Origin of the sequence: Sinomonas sp. ASV322, assembly GCF_030908245.1 — a bacterium.
Classification (GTDB): Bacteria; Actinomycetota; Actinomycetes; order Actinomycetales; family Micrococcaceae; genus Sinomonas.
The window spans coordinates 485264-505812 of record NZ_JAVFJJ010000001.1 but is presented as its reverse complement, the minus strand read 5'-3'; the positions used below and the strand labels follow the sequence as shown (position 1 = coordinate 505812).

Genomic DNA, 20549 nt, shown 5'->3' with positions numbered 1-20549 from the left:
GATGGACCCGCAGGACACGGATTTCCGGTCCACGCCCGAACAGCCCCTGACTCGACGCGAGATCAGGGAGCGCGAGCGTGCCCAGGCAGAGGCACGGCAGCGCATGCTCTCGGCTTCCGACGGCACCTCGCCATCATCCGTACGGCGGACGGCGGAGCCGGGCCCGGTGGCCGCAGCCGCGGCCGCGGCGAGCTCTGCGCGAACGGCCGACGACGCGGCCCGCAGGCCCGACCCGGGCTCCAAGGGCGCCAGTACGCCGCTTGAGCGACCGCGCGCGGCCAGCACGGCCAGCGATGCGACGGGCATCGCCCGGGGAACGGCGGCGGTTCAGCAACCCGGCGAGAGCCCGACGGCGCCGAACCCGCGGCCCCGCTCCGGAGCCTCGGATGACTGGCCGGCCCCGCTTCCTGCCTCGGCGACACGCCTTGCCGTCAAGGGCGCACCGGTCTACGAGGCCGAGGAGCGCATCGCGCGCGGCCTCTACGGAGCGGACTCCTCGACGCCCGGACGGAGGGCGGCCGCCGACGATTCGGGCCTTTCCGTGCTCAAGCGTGCCGAGGCCGTGCGCGCCGCTCGATCGCTGGACGATGCCACCGGCGCAGGGCCGCTGGCCACGACAGCGCTCGACGGCGGGCCTACCCCCGCCGACGGCGCGTCGGACGGGGCCGACGGCAGGCATAGTGACGCCGCCCTCGGGCACCATGCCGGCGGCAGCGTCGCCGTGGTCGAGCCGGTGGCCAAGGCCCCCGCAGCCGGCGGCCTTCCGGCAGCCGGCGCCGCGCGGTCGGCGCAGGCCGCCGTGCCGGCCGAGCCAGCCGCCGTGCACGCCGAGCCAGCGCCGGACGACCGCGCGGCCCTGCCCCTCGAGCCCTCGACCGTTCACGAGACCGTCTTCGCGAACGCCGAGCTCGTCAAGGCCAAGCCGCGGCGTTCGCGCCAGTTCAAGGCCCTCGTGAGCTTGGGCATCGCCCTCGCGCTCATCGTGGCAGCGTCCTTCGTGGGCGCCGCCCTCCTGCGGCCGATTCTGGGCATGGACAAGGTCACGGACTACCCCGGCCCGGGCACAGGGCAGGTCGTCGTGACCGTCAAGCCCGGCTCCGCCGCACGCGCCGTCGCCCAGGATCTCCAGCAGCAGGGCGTCATCGCCGACACCGACACGTTCCTCAAGGTGCTCGCCGCGACCAACGCGAGCATTCACCCCGGCGATTTCACGTTCAAGAAGCAGATGAAGGCGTCCGACGCCGCCGCGATCCTCACCGACGACGGGTCCAAGGTCGTGTATTTCGCGCTCAGCGCGGGGCTCAGGATCAATGACTCGCTCGACACGATCGCGAAATCGGCCCACGTCGACCGCAAGGACCTCGACGCGCTCAACGGCCAGCCGGCACAGTTCGGGCTTCCCGCGCAGGCGAAGAACCTCGAAGGCTATCTCGAGCCAGGGGAGTACCGGTTCCCCGTCGGTACCTCGGCCAAGGACATCCTCACGAAGCTTGTGAGCACGCGCCTCGACGAGCTCAAGCAGGACGGCATCACGGACCCCGCGAAGCAGTATGAAGTCCTCACGATCGCGAGCATCGTTCAGGCCGAGGGCGGCCAGGCCGACTACGGGAACGTCGCGGGCGCGATCTACAACCGCCTCAAGCCCAACGATCAGACGAGGGGCCTCATCCAGTCTGACGCGACGGTCACGTACGGCCTCGGCACGAAGACGGTGCAGCTCACGGACGCGCAGAAGGCGGATGGGGGCAACGCGTACAACACGTATGTCCATCAGGGCCTGCCTCCCGGGCCCATCGGCTCGCCCGGCTCGAAGGCGGTGGCCGCAGCCGCCCATCCGACCGCGAACAACTACCTGTACTGGGTGACGGTCAACCTCGATTCGGGGGAGACGAAGTTCGCGTCGACCTACGCAGAGCACCAGGCGAACGTGGCGCAGTACACGCAGTGGTGCGCCGCGAACGCCGGGAAGTGCCAGTGACCGCTCCCCGGCGCCAGGCCGCCGTCCTCGGCCATCCGATTGGCCACTCGCGGTCGCCCGCGCTTCATCGCGCTGCCTACGCGGCACTCGGCGAAGACATCGACTACGGCTCGTTCGATCTCGTCCCCGAGCAGCTCGGCGACTTCATCAGCAAGGTTCGCGACGAGGCGGGATGGTGCGGCCTGTCCGTGACCATGCCGCTCAAGTCGGCGCTCGTCGCGCATGTCGACCGGGTCGTCGGGCACGCAGCGAGCCTCGGCGCCCTCAACACGGTTGTGTTCGAGCCATCGCCGTCGGGCCGCCCCGCGCTCGTTGGCCACAACACGGACGTTGCGGGCATCGTCGAGGCGTTCCGCCATGCCGGCGTTGAGCGCGCGGTGAGGCCGGTCGTCGTCGGTGCCGGCAACACCGCACTTGCCGCTGTTGCCGCAATCGCCGAGCTCGGCGCGACGTCGGTGCGCTTTCTCGTGCGCAATCCGGAGCGCGCCGGGGAAGCCGCAGGCTTAGCCGAAAGGCTTGGCCTAGACGCAGCCCTCGAGGGATTCGCCGGCGGTGCCGAGGCCCTCGAGGAGGCGGACGTCGCCGTGAGCACGCTGCCCCCGCGCGCCGCCGACGGGCTCGCCGACGAATTGTCGGCCCTTCCGAGAACGGACGACGGCGGCGCCGCGCCTGAGGGCGTTGCGCATCGGGGCGTCTTGCTCGACGTCGCCTATGATCCGTGGCCGAGCAAGGTCTCGCTTGCTTGGGAGGAGCGCGGCGGGCGTGTACTGCACGGCCTCGAGATGCTCGTGTACCAGGCGGTCGAGCAGATCGTCCTCTTCACCGGACGGGACGACGCGCGCACGCGCGAAGTCATAGATGTGATGTGTGACTCAGTGGGCCTTCCGCGACGCACGCGGTAGCTCGCCCCCATGGCAGGATGGATGGCATGTTGCGTTGGTTGACCGCCGGGGAGTCGCATGGTCCGGCACTCGTAGGAATCGTCGAGGGGCTTCCCGCAGGCGTTGAGCTCGTGAGCGAGGATGTTCGCCGCGCCCTCGCGCGGCGTCGCCTCGGATACGGCCGCGGCGCCCGGATGAAGTTCGAGCAGGACGAGGTCACGCTCGTCGGAGGTGTCCGGCACGGCCTCACGCAGGGCGGTCCGGTCGCGATCCAGGTCGGCAACACGGAGTGGCCCAAGTGGGAGCAGGTCATGTCCGCGGATCCGGTCGATGCTGCCGAGCTCGACGGCCTCGCACGCAACGCTCCGCTCACCCGGCCGCGGCCGGGCCATGCCGATTTCACGGGCATGCAGAAGTATGGCTTCGACGACGCACGCCCTGTCCTCGAACGCGCCTCCGCGCGCGAGACGGCCGCACGCGTTGCCCTCGGCGCGGTCGCCTCGAACTTCCTGCGCCAGCTCGGCATCGAGCTCGTGAGCCATACGACCCAGATCGCGGGAGTCGCCGTTCCCGAGGACGCCCCGCTCCCGTTGCCCTCCGACGTCGACCTTCTCGACGAGGATCCGCTGCGCTGCTTCCACGCCGAGACCTCGGCGGAGATGGTCGCCGAGGTCGACGCGGCGCATAAGGAAGGCGAGACGCTCGGCGGCGTCGTCGAGGTGCTTGCGTACGGGCTGCCGCCCGGGCTCGGCAGCTACGTGCACTGGGATCGCCGCCTCGACGCGCGGCTCGCGGGCGCGCTCATGGGCATCCAGGCGATCAAGGGAGTCGAGGTCGGCGATGGCTTCCGCACCGCCGCTCGGAGGGGCTCGCTGGCCCATGACGAGATCGTGCGCGACGAATCCGGGAAAATCGTTCGCTCGACCAACCGCGCGGGCGGCATCGAAGGCGGCATGAGCATCGGCGACGTCCTGCGTGTCCGAGCCGCCATGAAGCCCATCGCGACCGTCCCGCGCGCGCTCGGCACGATCGACATCGCGACGGGAGAGCTCGCGAAGGCCCACCACCAGCGCTCGGACGTGTGCGCGGTGCCGGCCGCCGGCGTCGTCGCCGAGGCAATGGTCGCGCTCGTGCTCGCCCAGGCCGTGCTCGAGAAGTTCGGCGGCGATTCCGTCGAGGAGACCAAGCGCAACCTCGTCGCGTTCATCGACAGCATTCCGGCCTCGTTGGACTCGGTTGCCCGATGACGCCCGCACCGCACCCTGAGGGCGGGCGCGTGGTAGTGCTCATGGGCCCCATGGCCTCCGGCAAGTCGTCGGTGGGAGCCGCCCTCGCGACGATTCTCGGCGCCGATTTCGTGGACACTGACGTTCGGGTCGTGTCCACGCACGGCCCGATCCCCGAAATCTTCGCAGCTCACGGCGAAGACGGCTTCCGGGATCTTGAGGCGCGGGCGGTCGCCGAAGTCCTCGCGGAGAACCATCCCTCGGGGCTCGTCCTGGCGCTCGGCGGCGGCGCCGTGCTCCGCGAGGAGACCCGCGAACGGCTCTCGGGCCACGACGTCGTGTACCTCGAGGTGGGCTGGGACGATGTCGCGCCGCGACTCGCGGGCAGCGAGGACCGGCCGCTGCTGCACGGCGAGGCCGAGGCGAGCTGGCGCGAGCTCATGGAGCGGCGCCGGCCGGTCTACGAATCGGTCGCGACGATCCGCGTTTCCGCAGCGAACGCTTCGGCCGAAGAGGTCGCAGGCAGGGTCGCCTCGGAGCTGTCTCCCGCCCCGGCTGCGCGCGCCACGGCTCAGGCCGCCGCACGCTCGGCTGCCGTCGAGCTGTCCCCTCTGGAGAAGGAGCTGTCGCGTGAGCGACGAGACTGACACGACCAACGTAAGAGGCGCCACGATCATCAAGGTCACGGGGGCCCAGCCCAGCGAAAACTACGACGTTCTCGTGGGACGAGGTCTCCTCGACCGCCTCGGGCCCATTCTGGGCGAGCGGGTCAAGCGGGTTCTGGTGATCCACCCGCGTGCGCTGCGCGCAACGGGCGATGCGGTCCGCGAGTCGCTCGCGGGCGATGGCTTTACGGCCCTCACGGCGGAGATCCCCGACGCCGAAGAAGGCAAGCATGTGCAGGTCGCGGCATTCTGCTGGCAGGTGCTCGGCCAGAACGACTTCACGCGCTCGGACGCCATCGTGTCCGTGGGCGGGGGAGCGGTGAGCGATCTCGCAGGCTTCGTCGCAGCGACGTGGCTCCGGGGCGTGCGCGTCGTCCACTTACCGACGAGCCTGCTCGGCATGGTCGACGCCGCCGTCGGCGGAAAGACCGGCATCAACACAGCCGAAGGGAAGAACCTCGTGGGGTCCTTCCACCCGCCCGCCGCCGTGCTCGCGGACCTCGATGCCCTCGCGACGCTCCCGCGCAACGAGCTCGTCTCCGGTCTCGCGGAGGTCGTCAAGTGCGGTTTCATCGCTGATCCGGCCATCCTCGCCCTCATCGAACAGGACCCCGCCGGCACAGTCGACCCCGCCTCCGGGACTCTGCGGGAACTCATCGAGCGCGCGATCGCCGTCAAGGCCCGCGTCGTCTCGAGCGACCTCAAGGAAAGCGGCCTCCGAGAGATCCTCAACTACGGGCACACGCTCGGCCATGCGATCGAGCTCGCCGAACGGTACCAGTGGCGCCACGGAGCGGCCGTGAGCGTCGGCATGATGTTCGCGGCGGAGCTCGCGCGAAGCGTGGGTCGACTCGACGACGTCGTCGCGGACCGCCACCGGACCATCCTCGAAGGGCTCGGGCTCCCGACGACCTATCGGGGCGATCGCTGGCAGGCCCTGCTCGACGGCATGCGCCGTGACAAGAAATCCCGCGGCGACCTGCTCCGCTTCGTCGTGCTCGACGACGTCGCCCGCCCGGGAATCCTCGAGGTGCCGGACACGTCACTCCTGTTCGCTGCGTACCAGGAGATCGCCTCGTGATCATCGAACCCCGCGAATGGCCGGACGCCGGTTTCCCGGGAATCGCCGTCGATCCTGAGACCTTGAACGCCGTCGTCGTCGACGAGGACCGCTGCCACTCCGCGCTCGAGGCGAGCGGATCGCTCGAGGACCGCGCCGTCGTCGAACTCGCGCGCGGGCACGTGAGCGAGGCGGCCGAGCTCATCGTCGAGGCGCGGTACACCGACCCCGAGTCTTTCCACCTCAAGGTGCTCGAGCTCGACGTCCTGCGCCTCGGCAACCGGAACGACCGCGCCCTCGAGCGGGCTCGCCAGATCCTTGCCGAGGTCAAGGGGACCCGCCGCGAGGCCACCGTGCAGCAGTATCTCGGCAAGATCCAGTTCACGAGGGGCCAGTTCGCGGCCGCCGAGGACGCGTTCGCGAAGGCGCTCGAACTGCGGGTCGCCGACGCCGCCGACGCGAGCCTCATCTATTCGAGCACTGTCGCGCTCGGCCGGGCGCGCGAACAGCGCTTCGGCACGGTGTGATCCGGCCCCAGACCGCACGGGGACATCACGTGGGCCGAGCGAGTTCGCGGCACGGGTAGAATAGTCCCCGGATTTCCGCGCGTGCCCCCATTTCCGGTGCCGGCACCGCGACACGTAAGAAGAGAGGGATTCGTGGCTAGCACCAACGACATCAAGAACGGCACGGTTCTGAGCATTGACGGCCAGCTGTGGAACGTCATCGAGTTCCAGCACGTCAAGCCGGGCAAGGGCGGCGCTTTCGTCCGCACGAAACTGCGCAACGTGACGTCGGGCAAGGTCGTGGACCGCACGTTCAACGCGGGTGCCAAGATCGACACTGCCACCGTCGATCGCCGCGACTACCAGTACCTCTACAAGGACGGCGCCGACTTCGTGTTCATGGACACGGCGGACTACGACCAGATCCACCTCTCGGCAGAGGCAGTCGGCGACGCCGCGAACTTCATGCTCGAGAACCAGACGGTGCTCATCGCGCTCCACAACGGCGAGGCCCTCTACATTGAGCTCCCGCCGAGCGTTGTGCTCGAGATCACCTACACGGAGCCCGGCCTCCAGGGCGACCGCTCGTCCGCAGGCACCAAGCCCGCGACGCTCGAGACCGGCTATGAGATTCAGGTGCCGCTCTTCGTCGAGAACGGGACCAAGGTCAAGGTCGACACCCGTGACGGCAGCTACCTGGGACGTGTCAACGACTAGTGAGCGCCCGCGGCAAGGCCCGGAGTCGGGCCCTCGATATCCTCTTCGAGGCTGAGCAGCGAGGGGCTGCCCCCTTCGATGTCATCCAGCGGCGCCTTGAGAAGACGGAACAGCAGATCAACCCGTACACGGAGGAGATCGTCGCCGGAGTGGTCTCAAAGCAGGCCCAGATCGACGAGATCCTCAGCACCTACGCGCGCGGGTGGACGCTCGACCGGATGCCCGCCGTCGACCGCATCATCCTGCGGATCGGAACGTGGGAGCTGCTCTACAACGACGACGTCCCCGACGGCGTCGCCGTGAGCGAAGCCGTCGCGCTGGCACGCACCATGTCGACGGACGATTCGCCGAACTTCGTCAATGGCCTGCTCGGCACCTTGCAGACGCTCAAGCCGACGCTGCTCGCCTGACGCTGAGCCGAGATTCCTGCCTCGCGGGCCGGTTCAGGGAGCCACCACGGCTTCCCTGAGCCGGCCCGCTTCGCGCAGGAGCTCCTCCTCGGCGCGCACATACCCCCTCACGTCACGTCCGCTCACGGCGCGTTGACGCGTGTACGCGAGATCGGTTGCGACGCGGATGAACTGCCGCATCGCCTCGCCGCGCCCGCGCGAGATCGCCCAGCGGAGCCCTGCACTCCGTCCGCGCGGCGTCGCGAGCATGTCCACTTCGAGCGGGGTGAACCACCCGGCGGCAGCGTATTCGGCGAGCCGGCGATGAGTGAGCCGCGCGTCGGCCCGTCGCAGCAGATAGACGCACGCGATCGCGACCCCGAACAGGGGAACTTCGACGGCCGCGTAGACGAGGAAGAATCGGTCCCCCGAACTGTTCCAGAGGCGATGCAGGAGCATGGCCGGGACGAGGCCCACGACGAAGGCCGCGACGCCGAGGGCCGCGTTCCAGCGGCGCGCGGCGAATCCCATGACAGCGCCGAGGGTTCCGGTAAACATCGCGTGCGCGAACGGCGAGAAGATCCCGCGGAGGATGAAGACGACGGCGAGGCCCGCCGTCGACCCTTCTCCCGCGTCGAACGCCCGCCCGAAGTAGAGGATGTTCTCGGTGAAGGCGAATCCGGCGGCGATCGTCATGCCGTAGACGACGCCGTCGATGGGGCCGTCGAAATACTTGCGCGCGACGAAGAAGAGCACGAGGAGACCCAGGCCCTTCGAGATCTCCTCGAGGAAGGGGGCCTCAACGGTCGCAAGGAATAAGCGCGTCGTGTCCCTGCCCGCTCCCTGCGGCCCGAACATCGCGAGGAACGCGGGCTGGACGAGCGTGGTCGTCGCGATCGAGAGGACTGCTCCCCATGCGAGCGCAAAACCGAGGAGCCGCTTGGGCTCCGGCTCCCACCTGTCCACGATCGCGACCGTGCCGAGCACGACGGCGAGAGGGACGAGGGAGAGCACGAAGCCGATCACGAAGCCCGCGCTGCCCGTCGACGAGAGCAGGAACGGGACGACGAGGGCGAGCCCCGCGAGAACGAGCACGCCGCCGACGAGGAGGAGCGCCGTGATGCCGGGAGACTCACGCCGCCTGCGCGGAGGAACGGGCACGTTCCAGACCGCCTGCGCCGGGAGGCCAGGGCGCTGTCCCGAGGGCGGCGGGGGCCACGGAGCGTTGCTCGACATGAGTCAAGGCTAACCGCCGCCTCCGACATGACCGGGGCCGGGAACAGCGCCCGCGCGCTGTGATAGTTTGGAATGCGGTTCAGCCGTTTCAACCTTTTAATTCCGTCCTGTGAGGCGGGGAAGGGGATCTGCCATGGCCCAAGCCACCGCAGACGAGGGAGCTTCCGGGACCGTTGCCTCGGCGCACGCCGCGCCGCTCGGCCGCGTCGTCCTGAGCGCTGCGGACATCGACCGCGCCCTCACGCGCATTGCGCACGAGATCCTCGAGGCCAACAAGGGCCCGCAAGACCTCGTGCTCCTCGGGATTCCGCGCCGCGGGTATCCGCTTGCCGTGCGGCTCGCGCACAAGCTCGCGATCGCCGATCCCAGCGTCGACGCCGAACAGATCATCGGCCAGCTCGACATCACGATGTTCCGCGACGACCTCTCGCGCCAGCCCACCCGGCCGCCCGCGCGCACGAAGCTTCCGCCGCAGGGAATCGACAACAAGGTCGTCGTCCTCGTCGACGATGTCCTCTACTCTGGCCGCACCATCCGCGCCGCCCTCGACGCCCTCGTCGATCTCGGCCGCCCCCGGATCGTGCGTCTCGCCGTCCTCGTCGATCGCGGCCACCGCGAGCTGCCGATCCGCGCGGACCACGTGGGCAAGAACCTCCCGACGTCGGCCACCGAGAAGGTGCGCGTGCGGCTCGCCGAGATCGACGGCGCCCCGGGCACGGACTTCGTCGAGGACCACGTCGCGATCGAGGCACCGCAGCAGCCACCCGCTGCCGACTCGTCCGAGAGCAAGGAGGCCCGCCCGTGAAGCACCTTCTCTCGACGCGTGACCTGACGGCTGCCGAGGCCATCCAGATCCTCGACACCGCCGAGGAGATGGCAGCCGTCAACGACCGCGAGGTCAAGAAGCTCCCCGCGCTTCGCGGCCGGACGGTCGTGAACCTCTTCTTCGAGGACTCGACGCGCACGCGCATCTCGTTCGAGGCCGCCGCGAAGCGGCTCTCCGCGGACGTCATCAACTTCGCCGCCAAGGGCTCGTCGGTCTCGAAGGGCGAGTCGCTCAAGGACACGGCCCAGACCCTCGAAGCGATTGGCGCGGACGCCGTCGTCATCCGCCACCCGGCGTCCGGCGCGCCGCACCGGCTCGCGACGACGGACTGGATCGATGCCGCCGTCGTGAATGCGGGCGACGGAACCCACGAACACCCCACGCAGGCCCTCCTCGACGCCTTCACGCTCCGGCGCCACCGCGCCCAGGTCGCCGGCATCGACTCGGTGGGCGCGGACCTCGCGGGCACACGCGTCGTCATCGTGGGGGACATCCTCCACTCGCGCGTCGCGCGCTCGAACGTGTGGCTCCTCACGACTCTCGGCGCGAAGGTCACGCTCGTGGCGCCGCCCACGCTCCTGCCCTACGGCGTCGAACAGTGGCCATGCGATGTGAGCTACGACCTCGACGCGGCCCTCGCGGACGCGCCGGACGCCGTCATGATGCTGCGGGTCCAGGCCGAACGGATGAACGCCTCCTACTTCCCTTCGACGGCCGAATACTCCCGGCTGTGGGGCCTCGGGGACGAGCGGTTCGCGCGCTTCGCGGCCCCCGAGTTCAAGGACACCGTGATCCTTCACCCGGGGCCCATGGTCCGCGGCCTCGAAATCTCCTCCGCCGCGGCCGACTCGGAGCGCTCCCAGGTGCTCCGGCAGGTCGCCAACGGCGTCTCTGTGCGGATGGCCGTCCTCTATCTGCTCATGTCTGCGAAGGAGTTTGCCTCATGACCGATGACACCAAGGCTGCGCCCGCGTACCTCCTCCGCGGCGCGGCCCTCTACGGCGACGAGCGCGCTGACATCCTCGTCGAGAACGGCCGGATTTCTGCGGTTGGCTCGCTCGCGAACGGGAACGGTGCCACCGTGATCGACGCCGAAGGACTCGTCGCGCTCCCGGGCTTCGTCGACGTGCACACTCATCTGCGCGAGCCGGGCCGCGAGGACGCCGAGACCGTCGAGACCGGATCCCGCGCCGCGGCGCTCGGCGGCTATACGGCCGTGCACGCGATGGCCAACAGCACGCCGGTGGCCGACACCGCCGGCGTCGTCGAGCAGGTCCACAGCCTTGGCCGGCGCGCTGGCTGGGTGGACGTCCGCCCGGTGGGCGCGGTGACGGTCGGACTTGCCGGGGAGCAGCTGGCCGAGCTGGGCGCCATGGCTGGATCCGCGGCCCGTGTGCGCATGTTCTCGGACGACGGCATCTGCGTGCACGATCCCGTGCTCATGCGGCGCGCCCTCGAGTACGTCAAGGCGTTCGACGGCGTCGTGGCCCAGCACGCACAGGAGCCGCGCCTCACGGCCGGCGCCCAGATGAACGAGGGCGCCGTCTCGGCCGTCCTCGGCCTTCCCGGCTGGCCCGCCGTCGCCGAGGAGAGCATCATCGCGCGAGACGTCCTGCTCGCCCAGCACGTCGGATCGCGCTTGCACGTGTGCCACGTCTCGACGGCAGGCTCGGTCGAGATCGTGCGTTGGGCCAAGTCGCGCGGCATCGACGTCACGGCCGAGGTGACGCCACATCACCTCTGGCTCACCGACGAACTCGTGCGCAGCTACGACCCCGTCTACAAGGTCAACCCGCCACTCCGCACGCAAGAGGATGTCGAGGCGCTGCGCGCGGCTCTTGCGGATGGCACGATCGACGTCGTCGGCACCGACCACGCGCCGCACCCGAGCGAGCACAAGGAGTGCGAATGGGCGCAGGCCGCGATGGGCATGACGGGCCTCGAGACCGCGCTGTCCGTCGTCCAGCACACCATGGTCGAAACGGGCCTCCTCACTTGGCGCGGCGTCGCGCGGGCCATGTCCGAGGTCCCCGCGCGGATCGGCCGGGTCGCGGACCAGGGCCGGCCGCTCGCCCAGGGCGAGCCCGCGAACCTCGTGCTCGTCGACCCCGCGGCGCGGTGGACCGTCGACCCCGCCGCGCAGGCGACGAAGGGCCGCAATTCGCCGTTCGCCGGGCGCGAGCTGCCCGGCCGAGTCGTCGCAACGTTCTTCCGCGGCCACCCGACCGTGCGCGACGGCGTGCTCAACGAGCCGTACCCGGGCTCGGCCGAGGAGCGCTGATGGAGCGGGTGCTTCCGGCGCTCGTCATGCTCGCGGCCGCTGTCGCCGTGGTCGCCCTCCTCTGGGTGGGCTGGCGCGGCCGCAAGCGGCGGCAGGCCGACGTCCCGGCCCCCGCGCCGTTCCCCGCCGACCCGGGCGCCGAGCGCTTCCGGGCGGAGGGCCACTACGTGACGACGACGACGGCCGGCGACTGGCTCGACCGGCTCGCCGTGCACGGGCTCGGCCTGCGGACGCGGGCCGACGCGGCCGTGTTCGACGGCGGCGTCCTGTTCGACAGGTCGGGCTCGGGCCCGCTGTGGGTTCCCGCGGGGGACCTCTCCGACGTGCGCCTCGAGAGCGGCATGGCGGGGAAGTTCGTCGAGCCGGGCGGACTCGTCGTGCTCGGCTGGCGACTCGGGGAGAAGGACGTCGACACGGGCTTCCGAACCCGACGCCCCGACGACAGGGATGCTCTCGTGACAGCGATCGAAGACCTCATTGCCGTGGGGCGCCCGCGGGGCGCCGAGCGCCGGCAGGACCAGGAAGAAGAGTGAAAGTGACTGAATTGGGAAAGTCGGTCCCGAACAAGAACACGCCGGCCGTGCTGGTGCTCGAGGACGGCCGCGTCTTCCGTGGGCGCAGCTACGGCGCCATGGGCACGACGCTCGGCGAGGCAGTCTTCGCCACCGGGATGACCGGCTACCAGGAGACGCTCACTGACCCCTCGTACGACCGCCAGATCGTTGTCCAGACGGCGCCCCACATCGGCAACACGGGCGTCAATGGGGAGGACCCCGAATCGCGCCGCATCTGGGTCGCCGGCTACGTGGTGCGGGACCCCGCGCGTCGTCCGTCGAACTGGCGCGCCGAAGGAAGCCTCGACGACGAACTCGCCCGTCAGGGCATCGTGGGCATCCAGGGAGTCGACACGCGCGCCATCACGCGCCACCTCCGCGAGCACCGCACGATGCGGGCTGGGATCTTCTCTGGCCCTTCGGCGGAGAGGGCCGACAAGGAGCTCGTCGACGAGGTCCTCGCGAGCGCGCCCATGGAGGGATCGCGCCTCGCGGAAGAAGTGAGCGTCGACGAGGCCTACGTCGTCGAGCCCCGCGACCACGGATGGGAGGGTGAACCGCGTTTCGCGATCGCGGCCATCGACCTCGGCATCAAGGCCATGACGCCCCACCGCTTTGCCGAGCGCGGCGTCCGGGTGCACGTCCTCCCGGCCACGTCAACACTCGACGACGTCAAGGCCGTCAACCCGGACGGCTTCTTCATGTCGAATGGCCCGGGCGACCCGGCCACGGCCGACGCCCAGGTAAGCCTGCTCCGCTCTGTGCTCGACGAGAAGATCCCGTATTTCGGCATCTGCTTCGGCAACCAGATCCTCGGACGGGCCCTCGGCTTCGGAACGTACAAGCTCCGCTACGGCCACCGCGGCATCAACCAGCCGGTCATGGATCGCCGGACGGGCAAGGTCGAGATCACGAGCCAGAACCACGGCTTCGCGGTCGATGCTCCGCTGGACGGACCGACCTCGGCGCCAGAGGCTCACTACGGACGCGTCGAGGTGAGCCACGTGAGCCTCAACGACCAGGTCGTCGAAGGCCTTGCGTGCCTCGACATCCCGGCGTTCTCGGTCCAGTACCACCCCGAGGCCGCGGCCGGACCCCACGATGCCGCGTACCTGTTCGATCGGTTCATCGACCTCATGGAAAGCCAGCGCTCGGCGGGCACCGAGCGCGACGGTCAGAGCCAGAAGACCTCTCAGAGCGAGGAAGCGAAGTAATGCCGAAGCGTACAGATCTCACAAGCGTTCTCGTCATCGGCTCTGGCCCGATCGTCATCGGCCAGGCCGCCGAGTTCGACTACTCCGGAACACAGGCGCTTCGCGTTCTCAAGGAGGAGGGCCTGCGGGTCATCCTCGTCAACTCGAACCCCGCGACAATCATGACGGACCCGGAATTCGCCGACGCGACGTACGTCGAGCCGATCACGCCCGAGGTCGTCGAGAAGATCATCGCGAAGGAACGCCCCGACGCGATCCTGCCGACCCTCGGCGGCCAGACAGCCCTCAACACCGCGATCGCGCTCGAGGCGAACGGCGTCCTCGCGAAGTACGGCGTCGAGCTCATCGGCGCGAACATCGAGGCGATCGAGCTCGGCGAGGACCGCGAGAAGTTCAAGGGCGTCGTCGAGCGCTGCGGCGCTGAGTCGGCCCGGAGCGAGATCGTGCACACGATCGACGAGGCCCTCGCGGCCGCCGAGACGCTCGGCTACCCGCTCGTCGTCCGCCCATCCTTCACGATGGGCGGCCTCGGCTCGGGCTTCGCGTACACCGAGGACGATCTGCGCCGCATCGTCGGCCAGGGCCTCCTCTACAGCCCGACCACCGAGGTGCTGCTCGAAGAGAGCATCCTCGGCTGGAAGGAATACGAGCTCGAGATGATGCGCGACAAGAACGACAACGTCGTGGTCGTCTGCTCGATCGAGAACTTCGACCCGGTGGGCGTCCACACGGGCGACTCCATCACGGTCGCGCCGGCCCTGACGCTCACGGACCGCGAGTACCAGAAGCTCCGGGACGTCGCGATCGCCGTCATCCGCGAGGTCGGTGTCGACACGGGGGGCTGCAACATCCAGTTCGCCGTCGACCCGAAGACGGGCCGCATCATCGTCATCGAGATGAACCCCCGCGTGTCGCGTTCGTCCGCGCTCGCGTCGAAGGCCACGGGCTTCGCGATCGCGAAGATCGCGACGAAGCTCTCCCTCGGCTACACGCTCGACGAGATCCCGAACGACATCACGCAGAAGACGCCCGCGAGCTTCGAGCCGACGCTCGACTACGTCGTCGTCAAGGTCCCGCGCTTCGCGTTCGAGAAGTTCCCGGCTGCGGACCCGACGCTCACGACCACCATGAAGAGCGTCGGCGAGGCCATGGCCCTCGGCCGCAACTTCACCGAGGCGCTCCAGAAGGCCCTGCGCTCGCTTGAGCAGCGCGGCGCGCAGCTCGACTTCGCGCCGGTGCCCGAGTGGGAGGTGGCCGAGCTGGTCGAGCAGGCCAAGCGTCCGACGACGGACCGCCTCAAGCAGGTCCAGCGCGCCCTCCTCGGCGGCGCGAGCGTCGACGAGCTGTACGCCGCGACCGGCATCGACCCGTGGTTCCTCGACCAGCTCCAGCTCCTCAACGAGGTCGCGGCCGAGGTCAAGGCCGCCCCCGCACTCACGGAGGAGATCCTGCGCCTCGCGAAGTGGCACGGCTTCTCCGACGAGCAGATCGGCATCCTCACGCACCACTCGGAGGACGTCGTCCGCGGCGTGCGCCAGGCCCTCGGCGTGCGCCCGGTCTACAAGACCGTGGACACGTGCGCGGCCGAGTTCGCCGCCTACACGCCGTATCACTACTCGTCCTACGACGAGGAGGACGAGGTCGGCCTCCACTCGAAGCCCTCGATCGTGATCCTCGGCTCGGGGCCGAACCGCATCGGCCAGGGCATCGAGTTCGACTACTCGTGCGTGCACGCTTCGATGTCGCTCCGCAAGGCCGGCTACGAGACGGTCATGGTCAACTGCAACCCCGAGACTGTCTCGACCGACTACGACGTCTCGACGCGCCTCTACTTCGAGCCGCTCACGCTCGAGGACGTCCTCGAGGTCATCGCGGCCGAGGAGCGCACGGGCGGCGTCATGGGCGTGTTCGTCCAGCTCGGCGGTCAAACCCCGCTCAAGCTCGCCCAGCAGCTCGCGGATGCGGGCGTGCCGATCCTCGGCACGTCGCCCGAGGCGATCGATCTCGCCGAGCACCGCGGCGCGTTCGCGAAGGTTCTCGACGACGCCGGCCTCATCTCGCCGAAGAACGGCACGGCCGTCTCGTTCGACGAGGCGAAGCGCATCGCGGACGAGATCGGCTACCCCGTGCTGGTCCGCCCGTCCTACGTGCTGGGCGGCCGCGGCATGGAGATCGTCTACGACGAGGCCAACCTCCAGCGCTACATCGAGAACGCGACCGAGATCACGCCGGACCACCCCGTGCTCATCGACCGCTTCCTCGAGGACGCGATCGAAATCGACGTCGATGCCCTGTACGACGGCCGCGACCTCTACCTCGGCGGCATCATGGAGCACATCGAGGAGGCCGGCATCCACTCGGGCGACTCGGCGTGCGTCCTGCCCCCCGTGACGCTTGGGCAGAACGTGCTCGACCGCGTCCGCACGGCGACCCTCGCGATCGCCGAGGGGGTCGGGGTGCGTGGCCTCATCAACATCCAGTTCGCGCTCGCGTCCGACGTGCTCTACGTGCTTGAGGCGAACCCGCGTGCGTCGCGCACGGTCCCGTTCGTCTCGAAGGCGACGGGCGTCCAGCTTGCCAAGGCGGCTGCGCTCATCGGCACGGGGGTGACGATCCACCAGCTCCGCACGGCGTACCACATGCTGCCTGAGACGGGCGACGGCGCGGAGATCAACCCGAACGCCGCGGTCGCCGTCAAGGAGGCGGTCCTTCCATTCAGCCGCTTCCGCACCCCCGAGGGGACGGTCGTCGACAGCCTGCTGGGCCCCGAGATGCGCTCGACGGGCGAGGTCATGGGCATCGACAAGCACTTCGACACGGCCTTCGCCAAGAGCCAGGCGGGCGCCAACAACGCCCTCCCGACCTCGGGACGCGTCTTCGTGTCGGTGGCCAACCGGGACAAGCGCTCCGTGATCCTTGGCGTCAAGAAGCTTGCGGACCTCGGTTTCGAGATCGTTTCGACGGGCGGCACGGCCGCTGTGCTCCAACGCAGCGGGATCGACGCGACAACCGTCCGCAAGGTTGGCGAGGGTCCCGGCCCCGCCGGCGCGGATGGCCCCGAGGGCACGATCGTCGACCTCATCAACGACGGCCAGATCGACATGGTGTTCAACACGCCGTCGGGCGGGGCCGCGCGCGGCGACGGCTACGAGATCCGCGCAGCGGCCACGTCGAACGGCAAGCCGTGCATCACGACGGTCGCGGAGTTCAACTTCGCCGTCCTCGCGATCGAGGCCATGCGGCAGTTCGAGTGGAGCGTCACGAGCCTCCAGGAGCACGAGGCCCGCCTTCGGGGTGTTTCGGGGGATGGCTCCGAGGGCCCCCGAGGAACCGCGACGAGCTCGGAAGAGCCGGCCAATGTCTGACGCCGTGGCGGGCGCACCCGACCGCGCGGCGGCTCGCGCACCCTTCGGTGCAAGGCTCGGCGCTGCCATGCGCGAGCGGGGGCCGCTGTGCGTCGGGATCGATCCGCACCCGGCGCTCCTGGCCGCGTGGGGGCTCGCGGACGACGTCGATGGCCTGCGCCGCTTCTCCCTCGCCGTGGTCGACGCGGTAGCCGACCTCGCCGCGGCGCTCAAGCCGCAGGTCGCGCTCTACGAGCGCCACGGCGCGGCAGGGCTCGCGGTCCTCGAGGAAGTGCTGACGGCCTCAGCCGAGGCAGGCGTCCTGAGTATCGCTGATGCCAAGCGCGGCGACATCGGCTCAACGATGGCGGCGTACGCCGACGCGTGGCTCGGAGAGGGCTCGCCCCTCGCCGCGGACGCCGTGACGCTCAGTCCGTATCTCGGCTTCGAATCGCTCCGGCCGGCCCTCGACGCCGCCGCCGCGACGGGCCGCGGCGTCTTTGTCCTGGCCCTCACCTCCAACCCGGAGGGCGCGTCGGTGCAGCACGTGGGCGGGGACCGGTCGGTCGCGAAGGCCGTCTGCGAGGCCGCCGCGGCCGAGAACAGCCGCTACGCGGGGGAGGCGCTCGGAAGCGTCGGCCTCGTCGTCGGCGCAACGGTGGGCGACGCCGTCGAACGCCTCGGCCTCGATCTCGCGGCCGTGCGCGGCCCCCTCCTCGCACCGGGTCTCGGTGCCCAGGGCGCAACGGGGACCGCCCTCCGCGCTGCGTTCGGCGACGCGTATCCTCAGGTGCTCGGCACGTCGAGCCGGGACATCCTCGCGGGCGGCCCCGGCCGGGAGGGTCTGCGCGAGCGCGCCGAGAAGACCCTGGCCGACTTGGTCTGAGACGAGGCGAGCCCGCACCGCGAGGTTTGCGGGCTCGCCACGCATTGCCACGCGGGGACGTTCGGGACTAGGTTCTGTGTCATCCGTGTGGGGGTGCGCGCGACGCCGAGCTGGGAGGCGATCATGGGACTCATTCCCTTGACTTCCGAAGAACGACAAGAGGCTGTATCCAAAGCCACGGCCGCCCGCGCCCGGAGGGCCGAGGTGAAGGCCGCGCTCAAGGCGGGTTCGCTCTCGCTCGACAAGCTCTTCCGTCAGGCGGAGGAAGACGAGGCACTCGCCCGGCTCAAGGTCACGGAGCTGCTCGAGTCCTTCCACGGGATCGGCCCGGTGCGCTCGCTTGCGATCCTCGATCAGCTCGGCATCGCCCCGAGCCGGCGCCTGCGGGGGCTGGGCGTGCACCAGCGGCAGGCGCTGATAGATTTTCTCGAGGCGCACTAACGGTCCGAGGCGATGCCGCGCGGCCGACCATGCGCCCGAACGCAATAGGCAAGGAGCACGGGAACACGCGTGGACACGACAACGGGCACATCGGGAACCGACGCCTCTCATGAGGACAGCAGGCTAGATCCATCAGCGAAGCAGACCGGACTCACGGTGCTCGCCGGACCGACCGCCGTCGGCAAGGGCACCGTGTCGACGTACATCCGCGACAACTACCCCGAAGTGTGGCTTTCCGTCTCCGCGACGACTCGGCCGCCGCGGCCGGGCGAGATCGACGGCGTCCACTACTTCTTCAAATCCTCGGAAGAGTTCGACCGGCTCGTCGACGAGGGCGAGTTCCTCGAGTGGGCGGTCGTCCATGGCCACAACCGCTATGGGACCCTGCGCGCCTCGGTCGACGCCGCCATCGCCGATGGGAAGGCGGTCCTTCTCGAGATCGACCTCCAGGGCGCGCGCCAGGTGAAGGCCGCGATGCCGGAGGCCCGCTTCGTGTTCCTCGCGCCCCCGAGCTGGGACGAGATGGTGCGCCGGCTGGTGGGCCGCGGCACCGAAACCCCCGACGAACAGCAGCGCCGCCTCGAAACGGCTAAAATAGAACTCGCTGCCGAGCCGGAGTTCGATTTCACCGTCGTCAACGACGACGTCCGGCGCGCGGCAGACGAGCTTGTTTCACTCATGGGCCTGACCCCGCACACGCGCCAGTCGGCGCGCTGACGGCCGTCCAGACCTACCGCCACTTGCATTGGAGAATGTCGTGTCCTCTCACCCCGAAGGAATCATCAACCCGCCGATCGACGATCTGCTCACGAAGTCGGACTCGAAGTACGGGCTCGTGATCTTCGGGGCCAAGCGCGCCCGCCAGATCAACGCGTACTACGCCCAGCTGCATGAGGGCCTTTTCGAGTACGTCGGCCCGCTCGTCGACACGAAGCTCAACGAGAAGCCGCTCTCGATCGCATTGCGCGAGATCAACGACGGCCTGCTCGTCGCCAAGCGCCCCGAGGGCGACGGCGAAGTCCAGCAGGACTGACGTAAAACCGGAACAGGGGAGGGGCTCGTGCGCGTCGTAGTGGGCGTGGGCGGCGGCATCGCCGCCTACAAGACAGCGTCGCTCGTGCGCCTCTTCACCGAGGCGGGGCATGACGTCACCGTCGTCCCGACGGAGTCGGCCCTCGCGTTCGTCGGAAAGGCCACGTGGGAGGCCCTCTCGGGCAAGGCCGTCCGCACGAGCGTCTTCGAGGCGGTCGAGACGGTCAACCACGTCCGCCTCGGCCACGAAGCGGAGCTCGTCGTCGTCGCCCCCGCGACGGCGGACCTCCTGGCCCGCGCCGCGGGCGGGCACGCCGACGACCTCCTGACCAACGCGCTCCTCACGGCCCGCTGCCCCGTGCTCATGGCCCCGGCCATGCACACCGAAATGTGGCGCCACCCGGCGACCCAGGCGAACGTCGCGACGCTGCGTTCGCGCGGCGTCGTCGTCATGGACCCCGCCGTGGGGCGGCTCACGGGCAAGGACAGCGGTCCTGGCCGGCTGCCCGAGCCGGAGGAGATCTTCGCTGCCGCGCTCGCTCTCGCGTCGCAGCGGAGGACGGACGACGGCGGCCCGGCCGAAGGCGGTCCGCTCGCCGGGAGGCGCATCCTCGTCTCTGCTGGCGGAACGCGCGAGCCGATCGATCCAGTGCGCTTCCTCGGCAATCGTTCGTCCGGAAAGCAGGGCGCGGCGCTCGCGCGCGCCGCGCTGCGAGCGGGCGCCTCGGTGACGTTCGTCGCGGCGCACCTCGACGTGCCGCCGCCGCCCGGGGTCGAGCTCGTGACGGTCGAGACCGCCGTGGAGCTGCGCGACGCCATGGTCGAGCGGGTCGCCGCCGCGGACGTGGTCGTGATGTCCGCGGCGGTCGCCGACTTTCGCCCCGCGCACCGCCACGACTCCAAGATCAAGAAGCGCGACGACGTGCCTGACGCGCCGATCGAGCTCGTCCGCAATCCCGACGTCCTCGCCGAGCTCGTCCGGCTGCGCAACGCGGCCGGGGGCGGTCAGGTCATCGTCGGTTTCGCGGCCGAGACCGGCGACGACGGCGCCGACGTCCTCGAGTACGGACGCGCCAAGCTCGAGCGCAAGGGCTGTGAGCTCCTCGTGGTGAACGAGGTCGGGGCGGACCGCGTCTTCGGGCTCGACGAGAACAGCGTGACGATCCTCGCGAAGGACGGAAGCGAGCCCCAGCACGTGGCGGGCAGCAAGGACGACGTCGCGGCCGCCGTCGTCGTCCGGATTGCGCGCGAGCTCGACGCACGCTGACACGGCGGTCTCCGCGGTCCCCGCGGTGGCCTCCGGCCTTCGCGAA

Annotated in this window: 20 protein-coding genes; 19 read left to right on the top strand and 1 reads right to left on the bottom strand. The window is 69.9% G+C overall.

Going from position 1 to position 20549, the window contains the following annotated elements; all coding sequences use genetic code 11:
• Window position 1 precedes the first annotated feature (1 nt).
• The 8 genes from mltG (at window position 2) to nusB (ending at window position 7443) form a co-directional block, all read left to right on the top strand.
• On the top strand, window positions 2-1978 hold the full coding sequence (gene mltG, locus RBS12_RS02325) for an endolytic transglycosylase MltG (protein ID WP_307964422.1): 1977 nt from the start codon (window positions 2-4) through the stop codon (window positions 1976-1978).
• Entirely contained in the window at window positions 1975-2880 is a 906-nt protein-coding gene (locus RBS12_RS02320) for a shikimate dehydrogenase (RefSeq protein ID WP_307964421.1), read from the top strand. Before mltG ends, RBS12_RS02320 begins: the two co-directional genes overlap by 4 nt.
• 26 nt (window positions 2881-2906) lie before the next feature.
• Entirely contained in the window at window positions 2907-4106 is a 1200-nt protein-coding gene (aroC, locus tag RBS12_RS02315; protein ID WP_307964420.1) for a chorismate synthase, read from the top strand.
• Window positions 4103-4732 (top strand): shikimate kinase, encoded by a 630-nt coding sequence (locus tag RBS12_RS02310; RefSeq protein ID WP_307964419.1) that lies wholly within the window; start codon window positions 4103-4105, stop codon window positions 4730-4732. The genes aroC and RBS12_RS02310 overlap by 4 nt, the downstream gene beginning before the upstream one ends.
• Window positions 4716-5831 (top strand): 3-dehydroquinate synthase, encoded by a 1116-nt coding sequence (gene aroB, locus RBS12_RS02305; RefSeq protein WP_307964418.1) that lies wholly within the window; start codon window positions 4716-4718, stop codon window positions 5829-5831. Before RBS12_RS02310 ends, aroB begins: the two co-directional genes overlap by 17 nt.
• Window positions 5828-6337, top strand: a complete 510-nt coding sequence (locus RBS12_RS02300) for a tetratricopeptide repeat protein (protein WP_307964417.1) — start codon at window positions 5828-5830, stop codon at window positions 6335-6337. The genes aroB and RBS12_RS02300 overlap by 4 nt, the downstream gene beginning before the upstream one ends.
• 132 nt (window positions 6338-6469) lie before the next feature.
• Window positions 6470-7033 carry an elongation factor P gene (gene efp, locus RBS12_RS02295; RefSeq protein ID WP_307964416.1) on the top strand — a complete coding sequence of 188 codons (564 nt, stop codon included), beginning with the start codon at window positions 6470-6472 and terminating at the stop codon, window positions 7031-7033.
• Window positions 7033-7443: a transcription antitermination factor NusB gene (gene nusB / locus RBS12_RS02290; protein WP_307964415.1), complete on the top strand. Its 411-nt coding sequence runs from the start codon at window positions 7033-7035 to the stop codon at window positions 7441-7443. Before efp ends, nusB begins: the two co-directional genes overlap by 1 nt.
• Before the next feature lie 33 nt (window positions 7444-7476).
• On the opposite strand, the gene RBS12_RS02285 is transcribed toward nusB, so the two are convergent.
• Complete coding sequence (locus RBS12_RS02285; RefSeq protein ID WP_307964414.1) at window positions 7477-8658, bottom strand: PrsW family intramembrane metalloprotease; 1182 nt, start codon at window positions 8656-8658, stop codon at window positions 7477-7479.
• 133 nt (window positions 8659-8791) lie between these two features.
• Between RBS12_RS02285 and pyrR the strand changes: the two genes are divergently transcribed.
• The 11 genes from pyrR (at window position 8792) to coaBC (ending at window position 20503) form a co-directional block, all read left to right on the top strand.
• Window positions 8792-9463 (top strand): bifunctional pyr operon transcriptional regulator/uracil phosphoribosyltransferase PyrR, encoded by a 672-nt coding sequence (gene pyrR / locus RBS12_RS02280; protein WP_307964413.1) that lies wholly within the window; start codon window positions 8792-8794, stop codon window positions 9461-9463.
• Window positions 9460-10431, top strand: coding sequence for an aspartate carbamoyltransferase catalytic subunit (locus tag RBS12_RS02275; protein ID WP_307964412.1), 972 nt, complete (start codon window positions 9460-9462; stop codon window positions 10429-10431). The genes pyrR and RBS12_RS02275 overlap by 4 nt, the downstream gene beginning before the upstream one ends.
• Window positions 10428-11765: a dihydroorotase gene (locus RBS12_RS02270; RefSeq protein ID WP_307964411.1), complete on the top strand. Its 1338-nt coding sequence runs from the start codon at window positions 10428-10430 to the stop codon at window positions 11763-11765. The genes RBS12_RS02275 and RBS12_RS02270 overlap by 4 nt, the downstream gene beginning before the upstream one ends.
• Window positions 11765-12298, top strand: coding sequence for a hypothetical protein (locus RBS12_RS02265; protein WP_307964410.1), 534 nt, complete (start codon window positions 11765-11767; stop codon window positions 12296-12298). Before RBS12_RS02270 ends, RBS12_RS02265 begins: the two co-directional genes overlap by 1 nt.
• A gap of 2 nt (window positions 12299-12300) precedes the next feature.
• A complete protein-coding gene (gene carA, locus RBS12_RS02260; protein ID WP_307964409.1) occupies window positions 12301-13533 on the top strand; it encodes a glutamine-hydrolyzing carbamoyl-phosphate synthase small subunit in 1233 nt (410 codons plus the stop codon).
• Window positions 13533-16898, top strand: a complete 3366-nt coding sequence (gene carB / locus RBS12_RS02255) for a carbamoyl-phosphate synthase large subunit (protein ID WP_307964408.1) — start codon at window positions 13533-13535, stop codon at window positions 16896-16898. Before carA ends, carB begins: the two co-directional genes overlap by 1 nt.
• Entirely contained in the window at window positions 16891-17763 is an 873-nt protein-coding gene (pyrF, locus tag RBS12_RS02250; RefSeq protein WP_307964407.1) for an orotidine-5'-phosphate decarboxylase, read from the top strand. The genes carB and pyrF overlap by 8 nt, the downstream gene beginning before the upstream one ends.
• A gap of 123 nt (window positions 17764-17886) precedes the next feature.
• A complete protein-coding gene (gene mihF / locus RBS12_RS02245) occupies window positions 17887-18204 on the top strand; it encodes an integration host factor, actinobacterial type (protein WP_307964406.1) in 318 nt (105 codons plus the stop codon).
• A gap of 156 nt (window positions 18205-18360) precedes the next feature.
• Window positions 18361-18921, top strand: coding sequence for a guanylate kinase (gmk, locus tag RBS12_RS02240; protein ID WP_307964523.1), 561 nt, complete (start codon window positions 18361-18363; stop codon window positions 18919-18921).
• A gap of 40 nt (window positions 18922-18961) precedes the next feature.
• Window positions 18962-19237, top strand: coding sequence for a DNA-directed RNA polymerase subunit omega (gene rpoZ / locus RBS12_RS02235; protein WP_307964405.1), 276 nt, complete (start codon window positions 18962-18964; stop codon window positions 19235-19237).
• A 27-nt stretch (window positions 19238-19264) separates the two neighbouring features.
• The gene (coaBC, locus tag RBS12_RS02230) at window positions 19265-20503 is read left to right on the top strand and encodes a bifunctional phosphopantothenoylcysteine decarboxylase/phosphopantothenate--cysteine ligase CoaBC (RefSeq protein WP_307964404.1); all 1239 of its coding nucleotides are present in this window, start codon (window positions 19265-19267) and stop codon (window positions 20501-20503) included.
• Window positions 20504-20549: the final 46 nt, after the last annotated feature.

What these genes read in the sequence shown, in the direction of transcription:
- mltG (WP_307964422.1), top strand. Translation starts at nt 2, where the DNA reads ATGGACCCGCAGGACACGGATTTCCGGTCCACGCCCGAACAGCCCCTG.
- aroC (WP_307964420.1), top strand. Translation starts at nt 2,907, where the DNA reads ATGTTGCGTTGGTTGACCGCCGGGGAGTCGCATGGTCCGGCACTCGTA.
- RBS12_RS02310 (WP_307964419.1), top strand. Translation starts at nt 4,103, where the DNA reads ATGACGCCCGCACCGCACCCTGAGGGCGGGCGCGTGGTAGTGCTCATG.
- RBS12_RS02285 (WP_307964414.1), bottom strand. Translation starts at nt 8,658, where the DNA reads ATGTCGAGCAACGCTCCGTGGCCCCCGCCGCCCTCGGGACAGCGCCCT.
- pyrR (WP_307964413.1), top strand. Translation starts at nt 8,792, where the DNA reads ATGGCCCAAGCCACCGCAGACGAGGGAGCTTCCGGGACCGTTGCCTCG.
- RBS12_RS02270 (WP_307964411.1), top strand. Translation starts at nt 10,428, where the DNA reads ATGACCGATGACACCAAGGCTGCGCCCGCGTACCTCCTCCGCGGCGCG.
- RBS12_RS02265 (WP_307964410.1), top strand. Translation starts at nt 11,765, where the DNA reads ATGGAGCGGGTGCTTCCGGCGCTCGTCATGCTCGCGGCCGCTGTCGCC.
- carB (WP_307964408.1), top strand. Translation starts at nt 13,533, where the DNA reads ATGCCGAAGCGTACAGATCTCACAAGCGTTCTCGTCATCGGCTCTGGC.
- pyrF (WP_307964407.1), top strand. Translation starts at nt 16,891, where the DNA reads ATGTCTGACGCCGTGGCGGGCGCACCCGACCGCGCGGCGGCTCGCGCA.
- mihF (WP_307964406.1), top strand. Translation starts at nt 17,887, where the DNA reads ATGGGACTCATTCCCTTGACTTCCGAAGAACGACAAGAGGCTGTATCC.